This window comes from Sorangium sp. So ce726 (assembly GCF_051521405.1).
GTDB lineage: Bacteria > Myxococcota_A > Polyangia > Polyangiales > Polyangiaceae > Sorangium.
In genome coordinates this window covers 12,527,765-12,552,363 of the sequence record NZ_CP150349.1, presented here as the reverse complement: position 1 = coordinate 12,552,363, position 24,599 = coordinate 12,527,765, and the positions used below count along the sequence as shown (strand labels likewise).

Below are 24,599 nucleotides of genomic sequence, written 5' to 3'. Positions count from 1 at the left end.
GGCATCGTGGTGCGGCGGCCAGGCCACGGCCGCCGCACCCGAGGCGCGTCAGGCGCTCGGCGGATGGATCCAGTCGAGGACGTGCAGCGCGCCCGCGAAGTCTCCAGCGAGGATGATCTTGGCGTCCGCCGTGGTGGCGCAGCAATACATGATCGCATGGGTTTCGAGAGTCGTGATGGGCTGGGCCGTCCCTACGAGGTCCCACACCTTGAGCGCCTTGTCCTCGGAAGCGGAGACGGCGATGCGGCCATCCGGCGTCACCGCCACGCCGTACACAACGTCGGTGTGTCCTTCGAGGGTGCGGAGCAGCCGCCCAGTCTCTACGTCCCACACCTTGAGCGTCTTATCCCAGGACGCGGAGACGGCGACGCGACCATCTGGCGTGGCCGCCACGCCGGCCAAAAGGAGGGTGTGCCCTTCGAGGGTGCGGAGCAGCTGCCCAGTCTCTACGTTCCACACCTTGAGCGTCGTGTCGAAGGAGGCGGAGATGGCGATGCGGCCATCCGGCTTCACCGCTACGCCGGTCACATCACGGGTATGTCCTCGGAAGGTGCGGAGGACCTGCCCAGTCCCGAGGTCCCACACCTTGAGCGTACGATCCTCGGAGGCGGAGACGGCGATGCGGCCATCCGGCGTCACCGCCACACCCCACACAAGGCCGGTATGCCCTCCGAGGGTGCGGAGCACCTGCCCAGTCCCGAGGTCCCACACCTTGAGCGTGTTATCCCGGGAGGCAGAGACGGCGATGCGGCCATCCGGCGTCACCGCCACGCCTTCCACACTGCCGATATGCCCTTCGAGGGTGCGGAGGACCTGCCCAGTCCCGAGGTCCCACACCTTGAGCATATTATCGAAGGCGGCGGAGACGGCGATGCGGCCATCCGACGTCACCGCCACACCGTTCACCCAGCCGGTATGCCCTTGGCGGGTGCGGAGGACCTGCTCCGTCGCCAGGTCCCACACTTTGAGCGTCTTATCCCAAGAGGCGGAGGCGGAGACGGCGATGCGACCATCCGACGTTACCGCCACACCGGTCACAGCGTCGGTATGCCCTTCGAGGGTGCGGAGGACCTGCCCAGTCCCGAGGTCCCACACCTTGAGCGTCTTATCCCAGGCGGCGGCGGAGACGGCGATGCGGCCATCCGACGTCACCCCCACGTCGAACACACGTGCTGTATGCCCTTCGAGGGTGCGGAGGACCTGCCCAGTCTCGAGGTCCCACACCTTGAGCGTCTTATCCCCGGAGGCGGAGACGGCGATGCGGCCATCCGGCGTCACCGTCACGCAGTATACGCTGTCGGTATGCCCTTCGAGGGTGCGGAGGACCTGCCCAGTCCCGAGGTCCCACACCTTGAGCGTCTTGTCCCCGGAGGCGGAGACGGCGATGCGACCATCCGGCGTCACTGTCACGCAGTATACGATGTCTGGATGCCCTTCGAGGGTGCGGAGGACCTGCCCCGTCCCGAGGTCCCACACTTCGAGCGTCTTATCCCCGGAGGCGACGACGGCGATGTGGCCATGCGGCGTCACCGCCACGCCAAACCTGTTGCGGGCATACCCTTTGAGGGTGCGGAGGAGCTGCCCTGTCGTCAGGTCCCACACCTTGAGCTTACTAGCCCCGGGGATGAAAGCGGAAGAGGCGGAGGCGGACGCGGAGACAGCGATGCGGCCATCCGGCGCCACCGCCACACCGGTCAGCCTTTCGGTATGCTCGTCGAGGGTGCGTAGGAGCTGCCCCGTCGCCAGGTCCCACACCTTGAGCGTCTTGTCCCGGGAGGCGGAGACAGCGATACGGCCATCCGACGTCACCGCTACGCCGGTCACAGCATCTTTATGCCCTTGGAGGGTGCGGAGGAGCGCCTCGGAGTCACGGCTGAAGGGAAAGCGCTCACGCAACCAGGACCGCCGGTGCTCCCCGAGCTTCCTTTCCGCCCGCGCTTGCACCTCCCCGATCCCCATGTCCAGGCATCGGTTGCGGAGCTGTTGGAGGAGGAACCCCGGTGCCTTTGCTGGATCCCACCTGCGCAGGATGCTGGACTCCCGATCCAGCGGCCGGCTCAACGCCTCCAGCCTGGCTCGCCCGGGCGCCCCCGCGAGCTGGATACCGATCCGCAGGTCCGCGAGCACCTCGTCGATTTTCCGCTTCGCCACCTCACTTTGTAGCCGATCCATGTCCCGGAGCGCCTCGCCCAGCCGCTCCCCGCAGGCCGCGGCAAACGCCTCCGGTGCTTCGATCTTCTGTTTCACGAACGCCCACACCAGCGGCTCCAGGCGGACAACCTCCCGCTTCCTCATCGGCTCGACGAACGACAGCTCGCTGATCTCCCGGAGCGCGTCATGGAGCGGGCCCGGAAACCCTTCTTCCACCTCGCTGGCGAGCCCGGTGAGCAGCGAAAGGCGCGCTCGTGGGATGTCCGCGGCCACCTCCAGCAGCGCGGCTGTTTTCAGCACCTCTCTCGCGTCGGCGCTCTTCAGCTCGTCCCACTGTGATTGCAGCGTCGCCTTCACCGCTGCTTCGTGCCGCGTCGCGAGCTCTTCGGGCGTGAGACCGGGCCTGTCCGTCCCTTCGAACACTCCATATTTTTCCATCCAACGCGCATAGCCAGCGAGCGAGAGCTGGGGATTCTTGCCCAAGAATGCCGCCGCGAGCTCGATGGCCAGCGGCATCGCGCCGAACCGCCGGCAGATCGTCGCCGCCTCGGTGGGGTCGTCCGCCGGGTCCCGTGCGCTCCGTCGCGAGAGCAGGAGCTTCACCGCGGCATCCTCCGGCAACCCCCGGAGATCGATGCTCTCGAAGCGCTCGTCGCGCCGTCGCGTCGTGACCAGCACGCGGCATCCCAGGTTCGCCGGCACGAGGCCGGCAGCGCGGTCCGTCTCGAGATCCGCGGGGTTCTTGACATAGTCGAAGATCACAAGCGCCTCCGGCCGCGCCCGCAGGTACGCGTCGAGCGCCGCCACCAGCCGGAGCTGCCGCTCCGCCTCCGGTGCGGCCTTCGCCTCCAGATCCAGGTCGACAGCGAGCTTCGCCAGCGCCGGCCGCCAGTCGTCGCTCGCAGCATTGATGAAGTAGACCCCGTGCCGATAGCTCGCTTCGTGCTTGAAGGCATACTCGACCGCGAGCTGCGTCTTGCCGATCCCGCCCATCCCCGTGAGCATCACAGGCCGCCTGCCGCCGGGCTGCGGGTCCTGGAGCATCCGGTGCAAGTGTTCGAGCTCCTCGTCGCGGCCGACGAAGGACGGGTTGCGCGCGAGCCGCACCCTGAATTGCACCTTCGGCAGCGCCGCGAGGCGGAGCGTCTCCGATATCCCCGGTTCGCGCGGACAGAGCTCGTACACCTTCGCATCGTCGAGCCCCAGGAGATTCACCTCGTTGCGGCCCGAAGCGAACGCCTTCTCGATGGTGTCACCGTTGAAGAGCGCGCCGTAAAGCCCCTTCGAGAACGCCACCGCGGCCTTGTCCCGTATCACGCTCGACGTGCCGATGGCGCACTCCACGTGCCGCGCGATGGCCTTCGCCTGCGCGAGCGAGTAGCAGGCGTTGAGCACCACGCAGCGCACCGAGCCGCCCGAGAGCCGGAACAGCTCCGCGAGCGCCTCGATCGGCACCGGCGCAGGGCGCCCGGCTTCGTCATTCAGCAAGAGCTCCGTGCGCTCGTCGAGAGCGCGTCCGGCGCCCGGGATCGGGCGCACGTCCCATCCATCGGCGGCAGGCCCGGCGTGCTGCCCGTGGCCGCCGAAGTGCACAACCGTGGGCCTGTGATCCGCGAGCGCATGACGCACATCGTCGATGCGCGCCGCGAGCACCGGGCGTAGCTCGAACACGTCGCGCAGGCGTGCTCCCCTCCGCTCTTCCTCGATGTCGCGGTACTCCTCATCGAGGCCGAGCTGCTCGGTGCCGGAAGGGTTGGCGCTCAGGAAAAGGATGGTGACAGGCATCGTGGTCCCTCGTCATGGGGCCGGCATCAAATGTGCCTGACGATGCGTGAGGGTTCTGCTCGACGGGGCACGTGCTTCTCGCCCATTCCAGCAGTGGACGACGCCAGTCAGGTCGTCAGAGCACGTACGTGATCCGGCGCTCGCGCCCTCGTGCACGGGGCCACAAATCGCTTGATTCTCGGGAAGGCGTTTGCTCCTCTTACCCCCTCACCTCGGACAATGCCTCCGCGCGGTACAAAAGGCTCAGGACCGAGCCACAGCGCAGCTGCCGGCTCTTTCCTGTCGATTCTCGTCTTTTCCGACCAGCTCGCCCCCGGCGCTGCGAGCCGCCTCCGCGCCGACGTGCTCGCCGGCGTCGCGCTCGACGGCGTCGACGCCCGAGGCCCGGCCGAGAAGCTCCCCGAGCTCCTGGGGGCCGCCGTCGAGCTGACCCGCGCCGACGATCTCGGGCTTCGCCTTGCTTCGACGGCGGACCCGCGCCGCTTCGGGGTCGTCACCTATGCTGCCTCCACGAGCCCCACGCTTCGCGCCGCTTACGAGCGGGCCGCTCGCTACTTCCGGCTCTGGAACGAAGGCGTTCGCCTCGAGCTCGACCGCGATCACGCGGCGTGCCTCACGTCGATCGTGCTCCGGCCTCAGGGGAAAACGGCCACAGCCGCTCCGGATGGCCGTCGCCAGCTCGCGGAGCTGGGCAGCGCGACGATGCTGATGCTCGGCCGCTCCTTCACCGGCGCGCCGATCTCCCCGGTGCGCGTCGAGCTCGCGTCCTCGGCCCCGGCCGACGTGCGGCCTCACGAGCGCCTGTTCGCCGCACCGATCGCCTGGAACGCGCCGGTGCCGCGGCTGATCTTCGATGACGCCGTGCTCGACCAGCCACTTCCGCAGCACGACGCCGTGCTCCAGGAGCTCGTCTCCCGCTCTGCAGAGGCGCTCCTCGCCGCCCTGGCGACAAGGGAGACCTGGTGCGCGAGGACGCGGGAGGCGGTCGCCGCCCTCCTGCGCGACGGCTCGCCCGACATCGCCCGCGTCGCGAAGGCGCTGGGGACGAGCCGGCGCACGCTCCAGCGCAGGCTCACGGGCGAGGGCCAGACCTTCGAGTCGGTGCTCGATCAGGTCCGATACGAGATGGCCACGGGCTTCCTCGCGGACGAGCAGCGATCGATCGCCGACGTCGCGTGGCTCGTCGGGTTCCGCGAGCTCAGCGCCTTCTACCGGGCGTTCCGGCGGTGGAGCGGGCGCACGCCGGCCGAGTACCGCGCTTCGCTGGCGCCAGGCGCCACGACACCGCCTCGTCCGGACAAGGCGCCCGCGCGCCGGGTTCCCTAGCGGCGCGCCGAGCCCGCGCGCAAGCCCCATCCCTGGCAGCGCGCGGCCTCTGGCGAGCTCGCACAACACCGTGCGCTTGGCGTCGCGCGCCACCTTTCTGGCACGTCCGGACAATGTACGCCGTCGAGCAAGGCGCTAGGGTCAAGTCATCAAAGCCGCCGCGCTGCGCCCCAGCGGGACGATCCGCGCGCGTGCCGCTTCGACAAGAGCCTTACCACCAGCGGTTGCGGCGAGCGCGCTCGCCGCAACCGCACAAGGAGCCCCCATGGCAACGCACAGCCTCACCCTTCCCGGCCACGGCCAGGTCGATGTCACCGTCGACGCGTACGGCGCCGGACTCCCCTTCCTGCTCCTGCACGGGGGCGCCGGTCCCAGGTCCGTGGCCGGCTTCGCCAAGACCCTTGCCGAACGCAACCACGCCCGGGTGATTGTTCCCACCCATCCCGGCTTCGACGGGACCCACCGCCCGCAATGGCTGACCACCATCGCTGGCCTCGCCCAGCTCTACCGCGCCCTGCTCGACCAGCTGGAGTTCGTCGACGTCACCGTCGTCGGCAGCTCGATTGGCGGCTGGATCGCCGCCGAGCTCGCCCTCCTGCAGAGCCAGCGCATCAGCAGCACCATCCTCGTCGACGCGGTCGGCATCGACGTCGCCGACCAGCCCGTCGCCGACATCTTCTCTCTCACGCTCGCCCAGCTGGCCGAGCGCAGCTACCACAACCCCGAACGGTTCCGCATCGACCCGGCCAGCCTCAGCGACAGCCAGCGCGCCGCCATGGCCGCCAACCGGGCCACCCTACGCACCTACGGTGGCACGATGACCGATCCGACCTTACGCCCACGGCTGGCTGCCATCTCCCAGCCCACCCTCGTCCTCTGGGGCGACAGCGACGGTATCTGCACCCCCGACTACGGCCGCGCCTACGCCGCCGCCATCCCCGGCGCCCGCTTCACGCTGCTCCCCAACGCGGGGCATCTCCCCCAGATCGAAACCCCCGAACCCCTCCTCAAGCTCGTCTGGGACTTCGCCGAACCCCACGCCACCTACCGCCCCCCCACCCACTGACCCAAGCTCGCGCCCGCGCTCGCGCTCATCCAAGAAGCAAGCAGCCCGGAGACGGCGCGTTCGAGCGCCGGCCGGGCTCTTGAGATTCCTGCGGTCCGTGAGAGGCGCCTGCCGCATCGCCCCGGCTACACCGCGGCGAGCCCGGTAGCGCCCTGGGGCAAGCAGCCTACCGGCGAGCCCAGCGAGGTCAGCTCGCCGCTCGGCTCGATCCGGTAGCCGTGCACGACAGCCGGCCCCGCACCGGTGAAGGGCGGCACGCTGAACCCGTCAGGGCTCAGCACGTAGAGGAAGTCGTCGCCCATGCTCACGGCGCAATCGAGGGCCAGCCCGCTCGTGAACGCCGTTTGTTCCGTCGCGCTCAGCGGCCCCACAGGCGTCAGGCTGCCGCTCCGGTCAACGCGAAGCGCGGTGACAGAGCGCGAGCCCGCCGACGTGATGAACGCGAACGTCGCGGGGCCGGCGGTCGCGGTCGCCACCCAGCACGCCGCGGTCGTGAAGATGCGCTGCTCCGCGATGAGCCGCATCTCCCCGGTGGGGGCGACGCTGTAGCGCGAGACCGAGCTGTCGCCGGTCAGCGACAGGTTCGAGAGGATGACGTGGTCGCGCCGATCGAACGTGAAGCCGAACGGCGCCTGGCCGGCCTTCACCACGTCCTGCCAGCGGACCGGCCCGGGCATCCCGTGGTCGTCGACGGTGACGGTCTCGAGGCTCCCCATCGGCTCGCCGTCCCCGCGGCTCGCGATCACCAGGACATCGCCCGTCCGGTTGAACGCAATGGTGGCGATACCGGAGCCGCTCAGCGAGCGCGAGGCGCCGGCGAGCATCGCCAGCTCTCCCGTGTGGCCGACTCGATATCCCTGGATGCTCTTGCTGTCCGCGTTCGCGACGTAGAGCACGTCCTCGTGCAGCGCGAGGGAGACCGGGCGCGCGCCGTTCGAGGAGACCAGGCCGACCCGCTGGAGCTCACCGCCTCGGCGGACGACGAACGAGGAGATCGTGTTGCTCCCCGCATTGACAGCAAAGAGCATGCGCCCGTCCCGGCTGAGGACCAGGGCGCTCTGGGACTCGAGGATCGGGAAGCCGAGCGGAGGGTTCGGTGCGTGGCCGTTCCCGCCCGTCGGATAGGACGCCCCAGGGGAGAGCATGCCGTCGCCCGCCCGGTGGAACACCTGGATGGCATTCGGGGTCGCGTTGGTCATCACATAGACGGCGCGTCGATCGTTCTTCGCAGCGTTGTTCATGACTCGATTCCTTGATGTGAGCGTTGATGGATGCGGTGGAATGGGCCCGTGAGGCTCAGAGCACGCCGATGCCGGCCGGGCTCCCGCCTGGGCCGAAGCGCTCCTCCGGCGCCCTGTCGCCGTCGACGGTCCTGGGGAGCCCGCCGTATTCGCCGATCTTGGTGAGCCTGCCGTCGTCCTCGATCCGCCAGGCGCCCACGCTCCCCGAACCCGGCAGGACGTCATAGAGGAACCGGCCATCGGGGCTGATGCCGAGATCGAGCGGCGTCGAGCCCTGCTGGCTCGCGCCGGGGGTGCCCGCGCGCTCGTCGGTGAGACCGGCCTGCTCGTCGAGCACCGTCAGGCTGCCGTCGTCGCCGATACGGAAGCTCGAGAGGGTGCCCGAGGTGTAATTCGCGGTGAACGCGAACTCCCCGTTGTTCTCGATCCAGCACGGATCGAGCTGGCTCACCTTCGCTGTCCGCGTGATCGGCGAGAGCGTCCCGTCCGCGTTGATCTGAAACGATCCGGCCGCGCCGGCGAGGTCATCACCGCCCACGAACATGGCCGTGAGCAGGTGCCCGGCCGCGTCGAACGAGAACCCGAACGGGCCGTCGTTGTCGAGGTCGGTCTGCGTGAACGTCTGCGCGAGCTGGCCGTCATCGAGCACGTCGAACACGAGCACCCGGCTCGGGCCGGTCGGGGTCACGCCGCCAATCAGGCCCGCGGCGGGCCCGTCCTTGATCGTGACGACGAGCTGCCTCCCATCCGGGGTGAATGACACCTGCGCCGGGTTGAACAGCGTGTCGGGCGGGCTGGCCTGGTTCGCGGAGAGCAGCCGGGTCGAGCCAGGGATTGGCGCGAGCTTCCCCTGGGCGCTCAGACGAAAGCCGGTGATGCTCCCCTCGCCGGCGCCGTTCAGCGCATAGACGAGATCGCCGTGCTGGGTCACGCTGTTCGGGAAGCCCGGGCCGGCGCCATCGCTGGTGGGCTGGACATCGGTGACCTCGAGGGTGTCCTTTCCGACGCGGAGCACGGAGAGCGTGTCGCTGCCGGCGTTCGTGACAAGGAGGAATGCCCGGTCCTGGCTGAGCACCATCGAATGCGATGAGCCGAGGCCATCGCCGGCGAAGCGCGCCGAGGGCCCGGACCCCTGGCCGCCGGTGTCCACGTGATCGGCGAGCTCGAGCGATCCATCGGCGAACCTGCGGTACACGGTGACCTGGTTGGCAGGTTCGCCGGCGTCGTGCGTGTTGTTATGGTTCGTCCCCACGAACACGAATCCGACGGCGCTCTGGCCGTCCGCGGGACTCTCGGGTTCACCCCCGCAGGCGCTCAGACAGGCCGACGCGAGGGAAACGATCAACAGGGCGCCAATTGATGTTCTCATAGCTGCCTCTCCGTTCTCTGATGGTTTGCGCTGCCCGCGCTGCGCCATACGCGCATTGCGGCCGTCGTGCGGCGTCCACGGGCGAGCCCGTGTCCGGATACGGCCGCATGCTTCAGCGTTCGACGCATCGCCGCGCTCGTGTCGAGCGGTGCCCAGTCCTACGGCGAAGGCGCCGAGCGGTTTCTGGGCGAGCTCGATCTTTCAGATCGAGGCGGCCACGGGGGCGGAATGTGGGAGCGGAAACGAGGGGCGTCGCGGGAAGCGGCCGGACTACATGTCCTGGACGACCGCGGCCTTCTGCTGCAGCGCGCGGGCATCGCGCAGCGGCGAGTTGCCGAACATGCGCGAATACTCGCGGCTGAACTGCGAGGCGCTCGTGTAGCCGACCTGGAACGCCGAGACCTCGGCGCCCACGCCTTCTTCGACCATCAGGCGGCGCGCCTCGAGCAGGCGCAGGCGCTTCTGGTACTGCAGCGGGCTCATCGCGGTGGCCTCCTTGAACCGCTTGAAGAACGCCGCCCGGCTCATCCCTGCGCTGCGCGCGAGCGCGGCAATATCGACGTCCTCGTCGAGCGACGCCTGCAGGTGATAGACCGCCTCGGCGATGCGGTGCGCCTGGCTGCCCGCGCGCACGAGCTGGCGGATCGCCGGGCCGTCAGGGCCTTTCAGCAGGTGAAAGATCAGCTCTTTCCTCACGAGCGGCGCGAGCACGGTCGCGTCGTCAGGCGTCTCGAGCAGCGCGCCCAGCCGGGCCGCGGCGTCGAGCATGCGATCGCTCGCCTTGCCGATGAAGATCGCGCGCCCCGGGTTCTCGAGGCCTCCCGGGCGCGTGCGGTCGAGCTGCGCCGCGACCTCGCGCAGCAGGGCCGCATCGAAGTCCATCTTCAGGCCCAAGAGCGGCTGCGCCGGCGACACGCCCATCACCCGGCTCGTCACCGGCAGGTCGATCGGGCTGACGATGTAGTGCGGCTCGCGCTCGCGAAAGACCTGCCGCTCGAGCAGGATCTCCTTCGTGCCCTGGACGACGATGCAGAACGACGCGCGCCAGTGCCGCTTCGCGCGTTGCTGCTGGCGCGAGACTTTGATGCAAGAAATTCCGGGCACTGGCGAGGCGTGTATGCCCTCGCCAGGGCACCAGCGCGAGATGAGGTCCTTCAACTCGTCGCTCCCGGGGATCACGGTGGCAGCCTACCGTCGCGTAGACGATCGGGCAAGAACTGGAGACGGCCGTGTATTTCGCGTGCGCCGCGGCGGTGCCATGGTGGATCGCGAACCAAGGAGAGGTTGCCCATGCGTATCTTCCTCACGGGAGCCAGCGGCTTCATCGGATCTGCCATCGTCCCCGAGCTCATCCGCGCCGGCCACCGCGTGCTCGGTCTCGCGCGCTCGGATGCGTCCGCCGAGAGGCTCGCCGCGGCCGGCGTCGACGTGCACCGCGGCTCGCTCACGGATCTCGATAGCCTGCGCCGCGGCGCCGCCGCCTGCGACGGGGTGATCCATTGCGCGTTCTCCCACGACGACTTCACCGACTACGCCGGTAACTGCGAGAAGGACCGCGGCGCGATCGAGGCGCTCGGCGGCGCGCTCGCCGGCTCCGGGCGCCCGCTCGTCATCGCCTCCGGCATCGCGCGCTTCGCGCCGGGCCGGGTCGCCACCGAGGACGAGGCGCCCGACGCGTCGGCCGGCGGCCTGCGGGCCGCCTCCGAGCAGCTCGCCTTGTCGTTCGCGAGCCGCGGCGTGCGCGTGTCCTCGCTGCGGCTGCCGCCCTCGGTCCACGATGATGGCGATCACGGGTTCGTCCCGATGCTGATCGAGATCGCGCGCAAGACCGGGCGCTCCGGGTACGTCGGTGGCGGCGAGAACCGCTGGCCCGCGGTGCATCGGCTCGACGCCGCGCGGCTGTTCGTCCTCGCGCTCGAGAAGGCGCCGGCCGGCGCGCGACTCCACGCGATCGGCGACGAGGGGATCCCGACCCGCGACATCGCCGGCGTGATCGGCCGCAAGCTCGGCGTGCCGGTCGAATCGGTCCCCAAGGAGCACTTCGGCTGGCTCGGCGGGTTCTTCGCGCTCGACACCCCCGCGTCGAGCGCGCTCACGCAGGCGCGGTTCGGCTGGAAGCCCGAGAAGGCGGGCCTGCTCGCCGACCTCGAGCACGGCACGTACTTCGCGCGCGCATCAACCTGATGCGTCGTTGCATGCTGCGGCGCTTCCCGAGCGCTCGCGCGGTCGGGAAGTCTCGTCCTCGCCGCTCGAGCGTGCACAGGTCCGGCGATTCCAGATCGACGCCCCCGCACAGAGGAAGCCGACCAGGATGGGATAGACGGCGCAGCGCTCGACGAGGCCGATGAGGACGTTGGCCCCCGAGCTGGCGACCGCGAGGAAGGCCACCATCGAGGCGAGCCCGAACACGCCGAGGACGACCATGGCCCTCCCGGCTTTCGGAGTGACTCCGATCTGTTGGCGCTGGCGTCCAAGGAGGAACACGAGCACGTTGCCTCCGACGATGGACGCGAAGGCGCCCAGGCCGTGATAGTCGACTGCGCCGCCAGGCGGCTCTCCGGAACCGGGGTTGAGCGCCAGCAAGACGCCGCCAAGCGCGACGAGAGCTCCCAGGATGAGCGCTGCCCAGCGGCGCCAGCTTCGCAGACCCTCGAGCGCGGCGACACCGATGAAGAACATGATCCCGAAGAGGAAGAACCCGGTGTTCATGACCCACGCGAGCGGCGAGTTCATGAACTGGCCAAGAGCCTCGAGGGGGCCACGGACTCCCAGGTTGCTGATGTAGTGATGCGTGTAGCTGTAGGGGGGATCCGTCCATGCCGCGGCGGCGATGAGCTCGGCGAGGAAGAAGATCACTGCCCCGGCGACGAGCGCCGCGCCGGCGGGGCGACGTTGCATCCTCTGGTTCGCCTCGGGGGCGGGCCTCGCGCGCTCCTTTCGCTCGGAGCTGGAAGCGGGGTTGTTCTCGGTCATGGTCGGGTCCTCTCGGTTGTCGGGCGCGAGGCTCAGCGAAACAGAGACAGGTCGATGGCCTCCGAACAGCCTGCACCGTCGCGTTCAAGGCCACCAGGACATTGATCACAACGGTTTCAGACCCTATAGGTCTGAAACATGGAGCTACGTCACCTGCGGTACTTCGTCGCCGTCGCGGAAGCGGAGCACTTCGGAAGGGCGGCGGAGCAGCTTCACGTCTCGCAGTCGCCCTTGAGCCGGCAGATCGCTCAGCTCGAAGAGGAGATCGGCGTCGAGCTCTTCGTGCCCTCGGGACGCGGGGTGAAGCTGTCCGCCGCCGGCCGGAGTTTCCTCGAAGGTGCGCGCGCGACCCTGGCTCGCGCCGCGCTCGCGGTCGAGGACGCCCGCGCGACGGCGCAAGGCCGTATCGGGACGATCGTGGTCGGATTCGACGGCGCCCTGGCTGATGCCCTCCTGCTGCCGGGGATCGTGCAGACGTTCCGCGCACGTCATCCGCGCGTCGAGGTACGCCTTCGGCCGCTGCCGAGCGAGGAGCAGGTCGCCGCGCTGCGCGACGGCAAGATCTCCGTCGGGTACGGCTATCATTCGCCGGAAGACAACCCGCTCTTCCACTTCCGCGTGCTGTATCGCGAGCGCGTCGGCGTCGTGATGTCGAAGAGCCATCGCCTCGCTGCACGGCGCGCGCTGAGGGTCGCGGACCTGAAGCAGGAGCGCTTTCTCTGGCCCCCGCGCAAGGAGGGCCCGCGCCTCCAGGACGACATCATCGCCGCCTTCCGAGCGCATGATCATCGGCTCGAGCTCGCCCACGAGGAGGCCAGCAGCGATGTGATCCTCATGCTCGTGGCGAGCGGCGAAGGTCTCAGCTTGTTTCCCGAGAGCGCCGCGTCGACGCTCCTTGCCGGAGTGGTGTTCAAGCGGGTTCGTGACCTCAACGTCGTCATCCTTGGCCGCTCGGTGTGGCGCGCCATGGACGACAAGGACCCGCTCGTGCGGTCGCTCCTCGAGATCACGAATTCGGTGCATGGATCGAACCAGACCGAACGGAGACCGCCCCGCTCCGGCGGCCCGCCGTCGCTGCTGGTACGCGGCTTGCTCCGAAGCTCATCATGAAAAAGCAGCAGAAGAATCGGCCGACACCAGCGACGAGCCAGCAGGAGCAGGCGGACCCGGCGGCGGAGGGAAAAGCGAGGGAGTCCTCGCCGGAGGACGAGCTCGCCGGAGGCGCTGCCAAGGGGGCGCTCGCCGGAGGCCTCCTCGGAGGCGCCGGCGGCGCGGCCGTGGGCGGGGCGGCCGGCCTGATCGGCGGCGCGCTGGGCGAGGACGAGAAATCCGGCTGGTGACCGGCATCGGCCGCCCGCGCCGGTCAACGGCGGCGACGCGTCCGCCTTTTCGCCCCACCCCGGGGCGTCGATGAGGCGGGCCACCCCCCTGCAGCTCACGTTGTCGCCCACGGCGTTGCCCCCACGCGGCTCCACGGCGTGTACCGGGCGTTGACCGCGAGGGGATACAGCGCTCACCGCTCCTCGCGTCGCGGACCCGATCGATCTCGAAAGGCCCTTCAGCCCGCGCCTGCGCGCGATCGGTAGAATGGCCATCAATCAGAGATGGGGCACTGCTCGTAGCAGCGCCAGGCCTCCGTGCTGCGGTCCGTGCCGCCGGCGAACGACGCCTTGATCTCGTCGCAGGGCGCGTCGAGCACGCACGACGCGCGACACGCCTCGTGTTCGGAGCAGCCGACGAGATCGTCCTCGAGCTCGAGGCCGTCGACCCCGCAGGCCTCGGCGTGCTCGACGGCATCCGCGCATGTCCCCGTCTTGCAGCCGGCCGCGAGGAGCGCGGTCGCAACGAAAATTGACGCCATGAGATAAGTCTTGCGCATGGTCCAGCTCTGCAGCTCGCAACGTGTGGATGGAGGGGAGCCGGCCGGCCCATGCAGCGCGGCGCCCCGGAAGCGGCCCGCCGTTGTCGCCGGCCCCTTCGCCCTAGGAAGAACGTGGGGGAGCCAGTCTGGGCACAGGGCGATGTCGATTTTTGGGTTCGAGTCTTGCTGGAATCCGGCGGAGATTGAACCGGAAAAGGCTTGTCGAACGCTCCACTACTCTAGATAGAGTCGAGCGCCTTCATCGCGTCATCGGACAGCTCTAGATCTGCCGCCGCGAGGTTCTCGCGCAGGTGCTCGACGCTCGACGTCCCGGGAATGAGAAGGATATTCGGCGAGCGCCGCAGGAGCCACGCGAGCGCGACCTGCATCGGCGTCGCGCCGAGCTGGCGCGCGACGTCGGACAGCGTCGAGGACTGGAGCGGCGAGAAGCCGCCGAGCGGGAAGAACGGCACGTACGCGATGCCCGCCGCGGCGAGGCTGTCGATGAGCGCGTCGTCCTGCCGGTGCGCAAGGTTGTACAGGTTCTGCACGCACACGATCTCGGTCATCGCGCGCCCCTCTTCCACCTGCTTCGCGGTCACGTTGCTGAGACCGATGTGGCGGACCTTGCCCTCGCGCTGCAGCTTCATGAGCGCGGAGAGCGGCGCCTCGATCGAGCCTTCCGCGGGTCCCTGCGCGTCGAACAGGACGCGCAGGTTCACGACGTCGAGCGCGTCGACGCCGAGATTCCGGAGGTTGTCGTGGACCGAGCTCGTGATGTCCTCGGCGGCGAACGCCGGCTCCCAGGATCCCTGTGGGCCGCGTTTTGCGCCGACCTTCGTGGCGATCACCAGATCGCTCGGGTACGGGTGCAGCGCCTCGCGGATGATCTGATTCGTGACGTGCGGCCCGTACACGTCGCTCGTGTCGATGTGATCGACGCCGCTCTTCACCGCCTCGCGCAGCACGGCGAGCGCGGCATCGCGGTCTCTCGGCGGTCCGAACACGCCCGGCCCGGCGAGCTGCATGGCTCCGTACCCGAAGCGCTTCACCGTGCGACTGCCCATCTTGAACGTCCCGACCTTGGCTAGATTCGTCATGGCTGTCGACGGTAGGCGACGACGGGGTGTATGATAAGGGCCTGGAATCAGCACGGCCTGTACGGAAAGGCGAACAATGACAGTGGATCTCGACGACGTCCGCGTCTTCGCCGCGGTGGCGCGCGCCGGCGGCTTCCGCGAGGCGAGCCGCACGAGCCGCACGAGCGCGTCGAGCGCGAGCGAGGCGGTGCGCCGGCTGGAGGGCGAGCTCGGCGTTCGGCTTCTTCATCGGACGACCCGCAGCGTCGCGCCGACCGAGGCCGGCGCGCGTCTCCTCGAGCGGCTCGGCCCTGCGCTCGCCGAGATCGCAGCGGCGCTCGACGTCGTGAAGAGCTCGAGCGAAAAGCCGGCCGGCACGCTTCGGTTGAACGTCCCCGTCGTCGCCGCGCGGCTCGTGCTCCCACGGATCTTGCCGCCGTTCCTCGCCGCATATCCCGATATCCGCGTCGAGGTGACGGCGGACGACACGCTCGTCGACATCCTCGCCGCGGGCTGCGACGCTGGCATTCGTTACGAAGAGACGCTCGAGAAAGACATGATCGCGGTCCCGATCGGCCAGCGCGAGCAGCGCCTGGCGCTCGCTGCGTCGGGCGCCTACCTCGAGCGGCACGGGCGCCCGACCCATCCGCGCAAGCTCCTCGATCACGCATGCCTGCGCGGCCGCTTCCCGAACGGCGCGCTGTGCCCGTGGGAATTCGAGCGCGACGGCGAGGTCGTGAAGGTCGACCCGACCGGCCCGCTTGTCGGCAGCCTCGGGAGTGCGACGGACCTCCTCGTGGACGCCGCGATCGCGGGCACCGGTCTCGTCTACTGGTTCGAGGACTGGCTGCATCCGCACCTCGAGAGCGGCGCCTTGAAGCCGGTCCTGGAGCGCTGGTGGTCGCGTTTCTCGGGCCCCTTTCTTTATTATCCGAGCCGCCGCCACATGCCCGCCGCGCTTCGCGCGTTCGTGGACTTCATCCGCGCGGACAGCAAATAGTCATGGAATTTCCGCCCCTCAGCGCGGCGTGCTGCTCGCCGCCGGCACCGCGGTCCTCTGCCCCGAGCCCGAGCGCGCGCCGCCCTTGATGCGCGCCTCCGTCACGACCTCGTCCCACTGCGCGTCGTACCCGTCGAAGTGGACCCGGTAGGAGTCGGGGGCGACGACGCCGGTGATGATGGCGGGCTTGTACGACCCCTTCCACTCGACCTCGATGCGGTCGCCGACCTTCCGCGCTCCGCCCTCGCCCGAGGCGCGCTGCTCCTCGTCGCGCAGGCGCCGGGCGCTCCCCTCGTGCAGGCACTGCTCGCGGTGGCAGGCGAGGCCTGAAGCGCAGTCGTCGTCAGCGCGGCACGGAGACCCGAGCGGCGCCTTCTTTCCGCAGGCAGCGAACGCCGCAGGTACGGCGGCCAGGATCACGAGCGCCCTGAGAAAGGTAATGGCTCGAATCCGGACGAAACGGCATCCCACGTCGCTGGACGCCACCGGCCGGCGAGCGCCCCCGCGCCCCTCGACGCGCGCCGCGTGCTGCTCCCACCCGAGGACCTCTCCGTGTTCGTCGAGGACGACGATGCCGCGACCACGCCAAGCGTCCCGACGCGGTGTGGTTACGTCTGGACAATCTTCGAAATCCGGCCTTTGCAAGACCTGCCTCTGCGTGGACCTCGCCCTTCCCAACTCGTCCCGTGGCATGGTTTCAATACTCAACAACATAGGACAAAGAGTCGATGCGCAAATCGCCCCTCTGTCGTGACCGCCCGAAGGATCCCACGCCGCCACAGCTCATCCACCATTTTATCCATATCACACATCGTGACATTGTATTCAATGCCAGCAAAATCCACAACCGAGATACCAATTGACTCAAGATACTCAAAAAACCGACCTCCGTCGATCCCTTCCGGGTATTCATTCATCCCAACATGGGCATTCACTCTGACGTTGTTAATACCCGTGAAGGCGACACCCGCCCCATGACGCCGATGCGTCCATGTCGCACCTTCAATCGACAGCGTTCCATTAGGCACATCGCGAAACCGCTCTCGATCCTTTGGCTCATACAGCTCTAAGAACTTCCGCACCAGACGCCCCTGCAATGACGCAAACCGCGAGAGGAGCTGAACCGCGTCTCCAGTCACCATCTAGAATCCCTTGTCGTTCAGAGTAGATACCCAACTGCGAAACAACTGCCGCGCTTCTTCATCAGAAGACACCGGCTGCACCATCACTGGAACCTCTCTGAGCTTCGCTTTAATCGCAGCGCTGTGTCGATGGTGACCGTCAACGATATATAGGGCACCGTCAGCTTCGATCGCATCAATCGGATCGAATGGGCCGAACCCCTTCTTGCCACCCATGGATTTGCTCATTTTCTCGGCCTGGCTCTTGCTTGACAATTCTTCGGTGGCGCGGAGCGCTCGAGGATTCACGAGCCGGGCCCCTGTGCCCCCACCCGCCCGCGGCCCCGACCCCAGCCCCTCGCCGAAGGTCGCCCCCCCGGAGGCCACCATCACGAGCCCATCGGCGATCCTCCCCGGGTCGTTCTGGCTCAGCCCCTCCATCACCCAGACCTCGCCCAGGAGCGCCGGCACCGCCCTCAGCGTGAAGCTCGCCGAGCTCGCCGCCGCCATCTGCGTCGACGTCATCCCGATCGTGCTCCCCAGCACCGACAGCTCCTCGATCGCGAGCAGCGCCCAGCCCCCCGACCAGACCAGCAGCGCCGCCCCGGCGCCCAGCATCGCCCACTGCGTCACCCGGAACGTGTCCCGCTGCAACCCCTCGTAGAACAGCCGGTCTTGCCGCGCACGCTCGTTCAACAGCTGCACCAGCAAGCTCTCCTGCATCGGCCCGTCGCCGGCGCTCTGGAACCCGTCCACGTCCGACCTCACGATCGGCGGAGGCCGCGGCGGCTCTTCCACGTTCTGGCCATCACCCCAGGTCCCATCCTTGCCTCCGCCGCCACCGGAGACGATGGTGATCCCCTCGCCGCCCCCGTCCGGCGGCGGCACCCAGACACCACACGTCGTGCAGTCAGGCCCCGTCGGCTCATACCCCGTCGGGTCCACGAGGTTCAGCGGGTCGTTCAGCACATAGCTGTACCGGTTGTAGCTCTGCCCGAACAGCGGCGCCGACACCACAGGATCGGGCGTCAACACACGCTTCAGCTTCGGATCGTAGATCCGGCCCTTCAGGTTGATCAGCCCCAGCTCGTCATCGTGCTCGTGCCCCGTCAGCCCTAGCCGCAGCTCCCCCGTCGGCCCGTCCAGCGGCGCGCCGCTGCGCTCGATCCGCCGCCCGAACGGCTCGTAGTACGCACGCAATGACCTGGGCGCGCCACCCGCCGCGTCCGTCATCAGCGTCACGCTCCCCTGCGCGTCCTGGTGCAGGTACTGCACCCGACGCTCGGCGCTCCCCTCCTTCACCACCACCTGCGCCACCATCAGCCCGTCGCTCCCCGGTACGAGGAACACGTGCTGCGTCCCCTCCGCTCCCTGACGCCGCTCGTACAGCCCGCCGACCGTCACCGTCGTCCCCGACGGGCCCGCCTTCCGCACCCGCGCGCCCATCGCATCGTAGTCGAACCGCGTCACGCCCCCCGCCGTCGTGATCTCCCGGGGAAGGTCGAACGTCGTGTACCGGATCTCTCGCTCAGGATCCTGCTCCAGCCGCCCGCGCGCGTCGTAAAAGAAGCTGCCGTCGAGGCTCGACGAGACCGCGTGCGGTCGCACATCCAGGTAGTCGTTGCTCTCTCGCACCTGCCCGCCGACCAGCACCCGCTTCAGATTTCCCAGAACGTCATAGCGATACTCGGTCTCCCGATGCACCTTGCCGACCGTCAAGCTCCACATGCGCAGCCGGTGGAGCGTGTCGTAGGTATAGCTCTCGCTCCGAACGTCCTCCGGCGCGAAGCGGCGTTTCACCCGGCCGTCCGGGTAGTACTCGTAGTGAAGCGATGACAGGAGGTCCGCCCCCGACCACTGCTCCACCGCCTTCAACCGACCCGTGACGGGGTCGTGCGAGCGCGTCATTCTCACGCCGTTCCCGTACGTGGCCTTCGACAGCGCCCCATCGTCATTGCGCGCGGTCACCCTCCACAGCAGCTCTCCTGCAGACGCCGGGTCCGCCGTCACGTCCGCGATGCGCTCGAGATAACCTCGGCTGTCGTACGTGTGCTTCACCGTGAATCGCGGCGTCCCTGGCACCTCGGGGTACGCCACCGTCTCCAGCCGGCCGTGCGCATCATACTTCGCCCACGCCTTGAACGGCTCGCCGTCGACGATCCACATCAGCGAGTCCAGCCGGCCGTGCTCGTCATACAGGTAGCCTGTCGTGGTCCCGTCCGGGCTCGTCGTGGCTGCGAGGCGCCCCACCCCGTGCGCCGCCGTGTCCCACGTGTACTCGGTCACCCCATCGACGTCGGTCATCCGGTGGACCCGGCCGATGAGGTCATGCTCGTAGATGGTCTCGTCCCCGCCCTCCACCTTCCGGAAGAGATCCCCGAGACCGTTGTGATGGAAGCGCGTCGTCCCCTTGTCTGGATCGACGAGCAACCTCCGCCGCCCCCGCACGTCGTAGTCGATCTCGGTCACGTTACCCGTGGGATCGAGGATGCGCTCGAGCTGGTCGAACGGACCGTACGCGTAGCGCGTCGTCACCTCGATCGCCGGGACAGCGACGAGGCGGTCGACCCTCGTGGCGGACAGCTCCGCGGTGAGCAGGTACGACGTGCTCTGCACGATGCGGCCGTCGAGGTCCCGAACGAGCTTCGTACGGCTGCCCCTCGGGTCCGACGCCGTGGTCTCGAAGAACGAGTGCGCGTACCGCGACGTCGCGCCGTCAGGGCCCACCACCCTCAGCAGCCGCCCGAGGCTGTCGAAGGCCTGCCGGGTCCGCTGCGCCTCGTCGAGACGACGCGCCGGCCGGCTCTTCGCAATGACGCGGCCGACGACATCATACGTTGTCTCACTCGTCAGCGTGGCGCCGTCGTGCCCGACATGGCCGACGTGCCACGGCCTGCCAGCGACATCGAGCTCGACGAACCCGCTCGCCCCACCCCCGTCCGACGTGCGCAGCGTGACCCCATCCGACCGCTGCTCGTAGCTCAACGCCTGCTCGCCGGCCCCCTCCGTCCGCCGGCTCACGAGCCTCCCGAGATCGTCGTGGACACGGCTCGTCTGCACGCCGTTCGCGTCCATCTCCGCCATGACCACCCCGTACCCGGCGTGCACCGCGAACCACTGCGCCTGCCCGAGGTCGTTCCAGATCACGCTCGGCGCCGTGTGGCCCGGCGTCCCGTCGTACGCGATGTGTACGCGCCGCGGCGGCACCCCCAGCGCCGTCTGCGTCACGCAGCGCAACAGCCCCTCGGCGTCATAGTCGTAGCGCACCGTCGCGGTCACGTCGGGCTCCGGATCCGACAGCTCCAGCGGCTCGACCACCACGCGCTCGATCCTACCCGCCTCGTTGAAGTCGAACGAGACGCTCCGCTCCGTCGAGTCCGTCCCCCCGGGCGTCGTCGACGTCACCTTCTCCCACGCTGGCAACGAGAGGAGCCACGGCTCCACCCGGTGCTCATACCCCCTCTCCACCACCGTGCTCACCCCGCCCACGGTCTCGGTCACCTCTCGCTCCAGGCTACCCCAGTCGTCGAACCGGGTCGATCCAAGGCGCATCCGCAGCGGCGCCTGCGCCGAGCCGTCGATCTCCGCGATGTGGACGCCTCGCTCAGGCAACCAGTCGATCGCCACCTCTTCTTCCCATTCCTCGCTCATCCAGCTCCGCGGGAACACCGCCTGCGTCGCCCCGCCGTTCAGCTCGCGCGCCTCGTAGTACATCGCCTTGCGCTCGACCCGCGCCATCACCCTGGACGGCTTCGCCGTCGGACCGTCGGAATCGTTCTCGAGCACCGGGGTCGCAACCATCACGGTCGCGGGACGACCTGCGAATGGATACCGCGTTCCGATCCGCGTCGCGTGATCGAACGTCGTCACCGTCTCGCGCGGGATCTGTGGCTCCCAGACCCGGACCTTCCCGAAGCCAAGGAAGCCCCGACCCCGCAGATCCGAGCGCGGATCCTCGTACGAGAAGTAACGCGACATCTGGGTGCCCGTGCCCCCGTGCACGATCTGCTTCCGGACCACCGGGAATCCGCGCCGGTGGCACACCTGAGGATACGCGCACGTCGCGGCCTCCGGCGCGTCCGTCCACTGCCGGGCGTAGTCGATCTCCTCCCGCGGTGTGCCGCCTTCGTCCAGGACCGCCTCCACCACGTCAATGACCGTGCTCTGCTGGATGAGCACACGCAGGCTCCCCACCTTGGTGCCCGAGCTGCAATCGGACGTCGGACTCTCGGTGGAGCTCACGCACCGCTCGGCGAGGTACATCAGGTCGAGCAGCCCATCGCCGTTGAAATCGCCGTGCCGAGCGGCGGCGATCCGCGCCGAAGGGGCCGCGATCCTGTTGGTCCTCCAAATCGAGCCGAAATCCTCGCGGGGCGTCGCGTGCAGCCGGGCGATCTCGATTCCCGGTGCATCGTTGCCGATGACGATGAGGTCGTCGCGCCCATCGAGATCGACATCAGCCACCTGAAGCGTGCCGGGGTGCCTGGCCACGTTGCCTCCTAAGTACCCGCGGCGGTAGACGAATCCTTTGCCCGAGTTCCACTCCACGTCGAGAACGGTCGCGTTCCCCTGGCGGAGCACGACCGCGACACGGTCCCGGAGACCATCCCCGTTCAGATCCGCCATGACCACGTCGATGAGCGAACCATCGGCGGCCATGCTGATCTCCACGGCGCTGAACCCACCGGTGTCATCCGGATAATACGCCTGCGTTGCCCCCTTTTGCCACAGACCTGCGCGCCCGTCGCCCTGCACGTCGAGCGCGACGGACGTGAACTCGAACGCATCGGCCGCGAGGACAGGGATTCCCGTCTCCTCCGCGTAGCCGAACTCGCCGCTCGGCAGGTTGCGCCGCATGATGAACTTCGGCTCGTAGATCCCATCCACCACGTTGTCGAGGAGCTTCACCAAGTCGGCGAGCCCGTCGCCATCCACGTCAGCGAAGTGGAAGGGCTCCACTCCGGTCGCGACCGATTCGAGGTCGGGCGATATAGGCACCGTTGTCCCGGTCGGCGCGAAACCGCTGCCCGTCCAAGCATACATCTCGAACTGGTCTGTACGGCTGTTCCAGGTAAAGAGCTCGTTACGGCCGTCCCCTCCGGCATCCACCGCCTTCGCGTTCTTCAACCCCGCGCCTTCGAAGGCCGGCGAGCTCCCGATGCCGCCGGCGAGGGCCACCTTCGTGCCCAGCGGTGCATCCGCGGAGCGGCTGCTCAAGAGGACGTAAGGCGCAGCTGGATCCGCCGTTTCAAGCAGCACCTCATCCTTGCCATCGCCGTCCACGTCCAGCACGATCGGGTGGTCGGCGTCGGTCAGCCAGGGGTGCTCATCGAGCGGAACCTCCTTGAACCAGTCGCCGTGACGGGAAGACCATTTGAACCGCCGCGCCTGGAAGCAGCCGCCGAGCCCACCGCAGCGCTTTACCTCCACGAGACGCGAGCGCGCCGTGTCAGGGCTGTCCTCGGGGCCACCCTCGTAGTCGAGCTCGTAACGCCACAACAGCCCTTGGTCGTTCGGGTTCGGCCCATAGACGGCGATCCATCTCAGCAACTCGCTCCGGTATCGAGAGGTGCCGGCCGTGTAGAGCTCCGCCCAGCCATACCGGCCGCCGCCCCGCTTCTGTCCGTCGCCCAGCTTGCGGTAGCCAAACTCGATCCGATGGCCCAGGTACTCGATTCGATCGAGCAGGAGCTCGGTCGGGCCCTTCGTTGGGTCAGCTCCCTCAAAGTCCGCGTAGATGTAGGAAGCCGTGTTGCCGAATCGGTCCTGCTCCTTCGTCATCCGGAAGTCGAGCGGCCCGCCCTGCTCGTAGTCACGGATACGCCCGTCCTTCAGCCACGCCCGGAAGCGCACCGGCCGCGGGCTGCCATACGAGATCACCCGGGTGAAGCTCTCCTCCTCGGTCCGGTACTCGGTGCCGTCCGCCCCGTAAGCGCCGCGCACGCTCACGAGCCGCTGGCCGTCCAGACAGAAGGCATCGGTCGCGTCGTTGTCGATCCCGTCGGCCACGCCGTCGATGGCGATCGTCTTGTGACAGCGCAGGATCGATGAGAGACCGCTGAGCGAGAACCCTACCCCCACCCAGCCGTCGCCGGCGCGGCTCGAGTATGTGAGGGCGAGGCGCGGCTCGATGCCTCGCCCCGGCGGCACGTCGATCGGCAGCCGATAGGTGTACGCCCCGTCCGGCGTGACCTGGCCCGACCCTGGCAAATAACCGGCGTCCGCGCCGGCGACGATCGGTGTCTCGGGCAACGAGATCACCTCCGGCGGCTCGGGAGGATCCACCAGGTTAAAGGCCTGCTCGTTGAATGCCTGCTGGACAGGACCGAGCTGGCTCACGTCGTCGCCAGCGCACGACAGCATCGTCAGCGCCGACAGCAGGGCGAGCTGCGCCCACGCACAAAGGAGCTTCTTCATCACAATCTCCGTGACCGCTGCCCTGAGTGGTTGACCCACGCACCCGGTCGCGCGGCCGCGCTTGGCACGAATGGGGCCAGAGGCCCAACGTAAGCGCTCGATCTACCGACTACCTACCGGCCACCGGGCGAGCAATGCTGTGGGGGCGCGCCGCCTGCTCCTCAGTAGGACCGTGACCGCAATCCGTTGCGGCAGGGCGCAGGCCATTGCGGTGCCGCGCCGCGACCTGGGCGCGGTTCGCTCCCGGCGGTGCGGTGCCATAGCGACACCTCGGATGCCACCACGGCACTGGTCCGGTCCGTGAAGGAAGAAGCTCAGCTGCCTCGCATCACCCGTCCCGTGCCTCGGGCAGCAGCTCAGCTCTCACCCTCGCGGTCCCCATCTCGGCGGCAAGTCCAACAGCCCTCGCCGCTCCGGTCACCGTCATCAGAAGCAGCTCAGCGACCCTCGCCGCTCCCGTGGCGGTTATCAGAAGCAGCTCAGCTACCCCCGCACCACCGCTCCCGACCCTCGCGGCCGAGCTCCAGGTGCTCCGAGCGCCGCCTTCCGCCGCTCAGCGCGGCGTGCTGCTCGCCGCCGGCAGCGCGGCCCTCTGTCCCGGGCCCGAGCGCGCGCCGCCCTTGATGCGCGCCTCCGTCACGACCTCGTCCCACTGCGCGTCGTACCCATCGAAGTGGACCCGGTAGGAGCCGGGGGCGACGACGCCGGTGATGAGGGCGGACTTGTACGACCCCTTCCACTCGACCTCGATGCGGTCGCCGACCTTCCGCGCTCCGCCCTCGCCCGAGGCGCGCTGCTCCTCGTCGCGCAGGCGCCGGGCGCTCCCCTCGTGCAGGCATTGCTCGCGGTGGCAGGCGAGGCCTGAAGCGCAGTCGTCGTCAGCGCGGCACGGAGACCCGAGCGGCGCCTTCTTTCCGCAGGCAGCGAACGCCGCAGGTACGGCGGCCACGATCAACAGCGCTCTCAGGAAGGTAATGGCTCGAACGCGCACGACACGGCATCCCATCAGAGCGGCCGCGGCCCGACAACAGGGATCGCAACGCGCTTCACCGGCAACGCCTCTCGGCACGCGCGCGTTCCCGGCGCCCTCGCCCACCACGCCGTTCGGACAGCGTCCCCGCGCACGCCCGCCACGCGCACCTCTCGGGCGCGTCGGCGCCGTCCACGCCCCCTCCACGCCCGAGCGCGCGCCCCCGCTTCGGATGCGCCG

At 68.7% G+C, this 24,599-nt stretch carries 17 protein-coding genes; 6 read left to right on the top strand and 11 right to left on the bottom strand.

Annotated elements, in window-relative coordinates:
- Positions 1 to 48 precede the first annotated feature (48 nt).
- The gene (locus WME79_RS46750; protein ID WP_437528806.1) at positions 49 to 3,936 is read right to left on the bottom strand and encodes an AAA family ATPase; all 3,888 of its coding nucleotides are present in this window, start codon (positions 3,934 to 3,936) and stop codon (positions 49 to 51) included.
- Between the two features lie 342 nt (positions 3,937 to 4,278).
- Between WME79_RS46750 and WME79_RS46745 the strand changes: the two genes are divergently transcribed.
- Together WME79_RS46745 and WME79_RS46740 are read left to right on the top strand one after the other, a co-directional pair.
- Positions 4,279 to 5,262 (top strand): AraC family transcriptional regulator ligand-binding domain-containing protein, encoded by a 984-nt coding sequence (locus WME79_RS46745; RefSeq protein WP_437528803.1) that lies wholly within the window; start codon positions 4,279 to 4,281, stop codon positions 5,260 to 5,262.
- A 265-nt stretch (positions 5,263 to 5,527) separates the two neighbouring features.
- On the top strand, positions 5,528 to 6,328 hold the full coding sequence (locus tag WME79_RS46740; RefSeq protein ID WP_437528800.1) for an alpha/beta fold hydrolase: 801 nt from the start codon (positions 5,528 to 5,530) through the stop codon (positions 6,326 to 6,328).
- Between the two features lie 125 nt (positions 6,329 to 6,453).
- Here the strand turns inward: WME79_RS46740 and WME79_RS46735 are convergent, their stop codons facing one another.
- The 3 genes from WME79_RS46735 to WME79_RS46725 all read right to left on the bottom strand — a co-directional run bounded on the left by WME79_RS46735 (position 6,454) and on the right by WME79_RS46725 (position 10,117).
- Positions 6,454 to 7,569 (bottom strand): lactonase family protein, encoded by a 1,116-nt coding sequence (locus WME79_RS46735; RefSeq protein WP_437528798.1) that lies wholly within the window; start codon positions 7,567 to 7,569, stop codon positions 6,454 to 6,456.
- A 55-nt stretch (positions 7,570 to 7,624) separates the two neighbouring features.
- Entirely contained in the window at positions 7,625 to 8,821 is a 1,197-nt protein-coding gene (locus WME79_RS46730) for a lactonase family protein (protein ID WP_437528795.1), read from the bottom strand.
- 387 nt (positions 8,822 to 9,208) lie between these two features.
- Complete coding sequence (locus WME79_RS46725; protein ID WP_437528793.1) at positions 9,209 to 10,117, bottom strand: AraC family transcriptional regulator N-terminal domain-containing protein; 909 nt, start codon at positions 10,115 to 10,117, stop codon at positions 9,209 to 9,211.
- A 111-nt stretch (positions 10,118 to 10,228) separates the two neighbouring features.
- Between WME79_RS46725 and WME79_RS46720 the strand changes: the two genes are divergently transcribed.
- Positions 10,229 to 11,122, top strand: coding sequence for an SDR family oxidoreductase (locus tag WME79_RS46720; protein ID WP_437528791.1), 894 nt, complete (start codon positions 10,229 to 10,231; stop codon positions 11,120 to 11,122).
- Here the strand turns inward: WME79_RS46720 and WME79_RS46715 are convergent.
- Entirely contained in the window at positions 11,114 to 11,911 is a 798-nt protein-coding gene (locus tag WME79_RS46715) for a DUF998 domain-containing protein (RefSeq protein ID WP_437528788.1), read from the bottom strand. The two genes, WME79_RS46720 and WME79_RS46715, sit on opposite strands and share 9 nt — an antisense overlap.
- A gap of 138 nt (positions 11,912 to 12,049) precedes the next feature.
- Here WME79_RS46715 and WME79_RS46710 point away from each other — a divergent pair, with 138 nt between their 5' ends.
- Entirely contained in the window at positions 12,050 to 13,021 is a 972-nt protein-coding gene (locus WME79_RS46710; RefSeq protein ID WP_437528786.1) for a LysR family transcriptional regulator, read from the top strand.
- Positions 13,018 to 13,251: a hypothetical protein gene (locus WME79_RS46705; RefSeq protein WP_437528783.1), complete on the top strand. Its 234-nt coding sequence runs from the start codon at positions 13,018 to 13,020 to the stop codon at positions 13,249 to 13,251. Before WME79_RS46710 ends, WME79_RS46705 begins: the two co-directional genes overlap by 4 nt.
- Before the next feature lie 254 nt (positions 13,252 to 13,505).
- On the opposite strand, the gene WME79_RS46700 is transcribed toward WME79_RS46705, so the two are convergent.
- Together WME79_RS46700 and WME79_RS46695 are read right to left on the bottom strand one after the other, a co-directional pair.
- The gene (locus WME79_RS46700; protein ID WP_437528781.1) at positions 13,506 to 13,790 is read right to left on the bottom strand and encodes a hypothetical protein; all 285 of its coding nucleotides are present in this window, start codon (positions 13,788 to 13,790) and stop codon (positions 13,506 to 13,508) included.
- Positions 13,791 to 14,011: 221 nt separating this feature from the next.
- Positions 14,012 to 14,872 carry an aldo/keto reductase family oxidoreductase gene (locus WME79_RS46695; protein ID WP_437528778.1) on the bottom strand — a complete coding sequence of 287 codons (861 nt, stop codon included), beginning with the start codon at positions 14,870 to 14,872 and terminating at the stop codon, positions 14,012 to 14,014.
- A 76-nt stretch (positions 14,873 to 14,948) separates the two neighbouring features.
- Here WME79_RS46695 and WME79_RS46690 point away from each other — a divergent pair, with 76 nt between their 5' ends.
- On the top strand, positions 14,949 to 15,851 hold the full coding sequence (locus WME79_RS46690) for a LysR substrate-binding domain-containing protein (RefSeq protein ID WP_437528775.1): 903 nt from the start codon (positions 14,949 to 14,951) through the stop codon (positions 15,849 to 15,851).
- A gap of 18 nt (positions 15,852 to 15,869) precedes the next feature.
- On the opposite strand, the gene WME79_RS46685 is transcribed toward WME79_RS46690, so the two are convergent.
- The 4 genes from WME79_RS46685 to WME79_RS46670 form a co-directional block, all read right to left on the bottom strand.
- A complete protein-coding gene (locus WME79_RS46685) occupies positions 15,870 to 16,322 on the bottom strand; it encodes a hypothetical protein (RefSeq protein ID WP_437528772.1) in 453 nt (150 codons plus the stop codon).
- A gap of 233 nt (positions 16,323 to 16,555) precedes the next feature.
- Positions 16,556 to 16,993 (bottom strand): DUF6896 domain-containing protein, encoded by a 438-nt coding sequence (locus WME79_RS46680; protein ID WP_437528769.1) that lies wholly within the window; start codon positions 16,991 to 16,993, stop codon positions 16,556 to 16,558.
- A complete protein-coding gene (locus WME79_RS46675) occupies positions 16,994 to 23,389 on the bottom strand; it encodes an RHS repeat-associated core domain-containing protein (protein WP_437528767.1) in 6,396 nt (2,131 codons plus the stop codon).
- Positions 23,390 to 23,942: 553 nt separating this feature from the next.
- Positions 23,943 to 24,380: a hypothetical protein gene (locus WME79_RS46670; protein WP_437528764.1), complete on the bottom strand. Its 438-nt coding sequence runs from the start codon at positions 24,378 to 24,380 to the stop codon at positions 23,943 to 23,945.
- Positions 24,381 to 24,599: the final 219 nt, after the last annotated feature.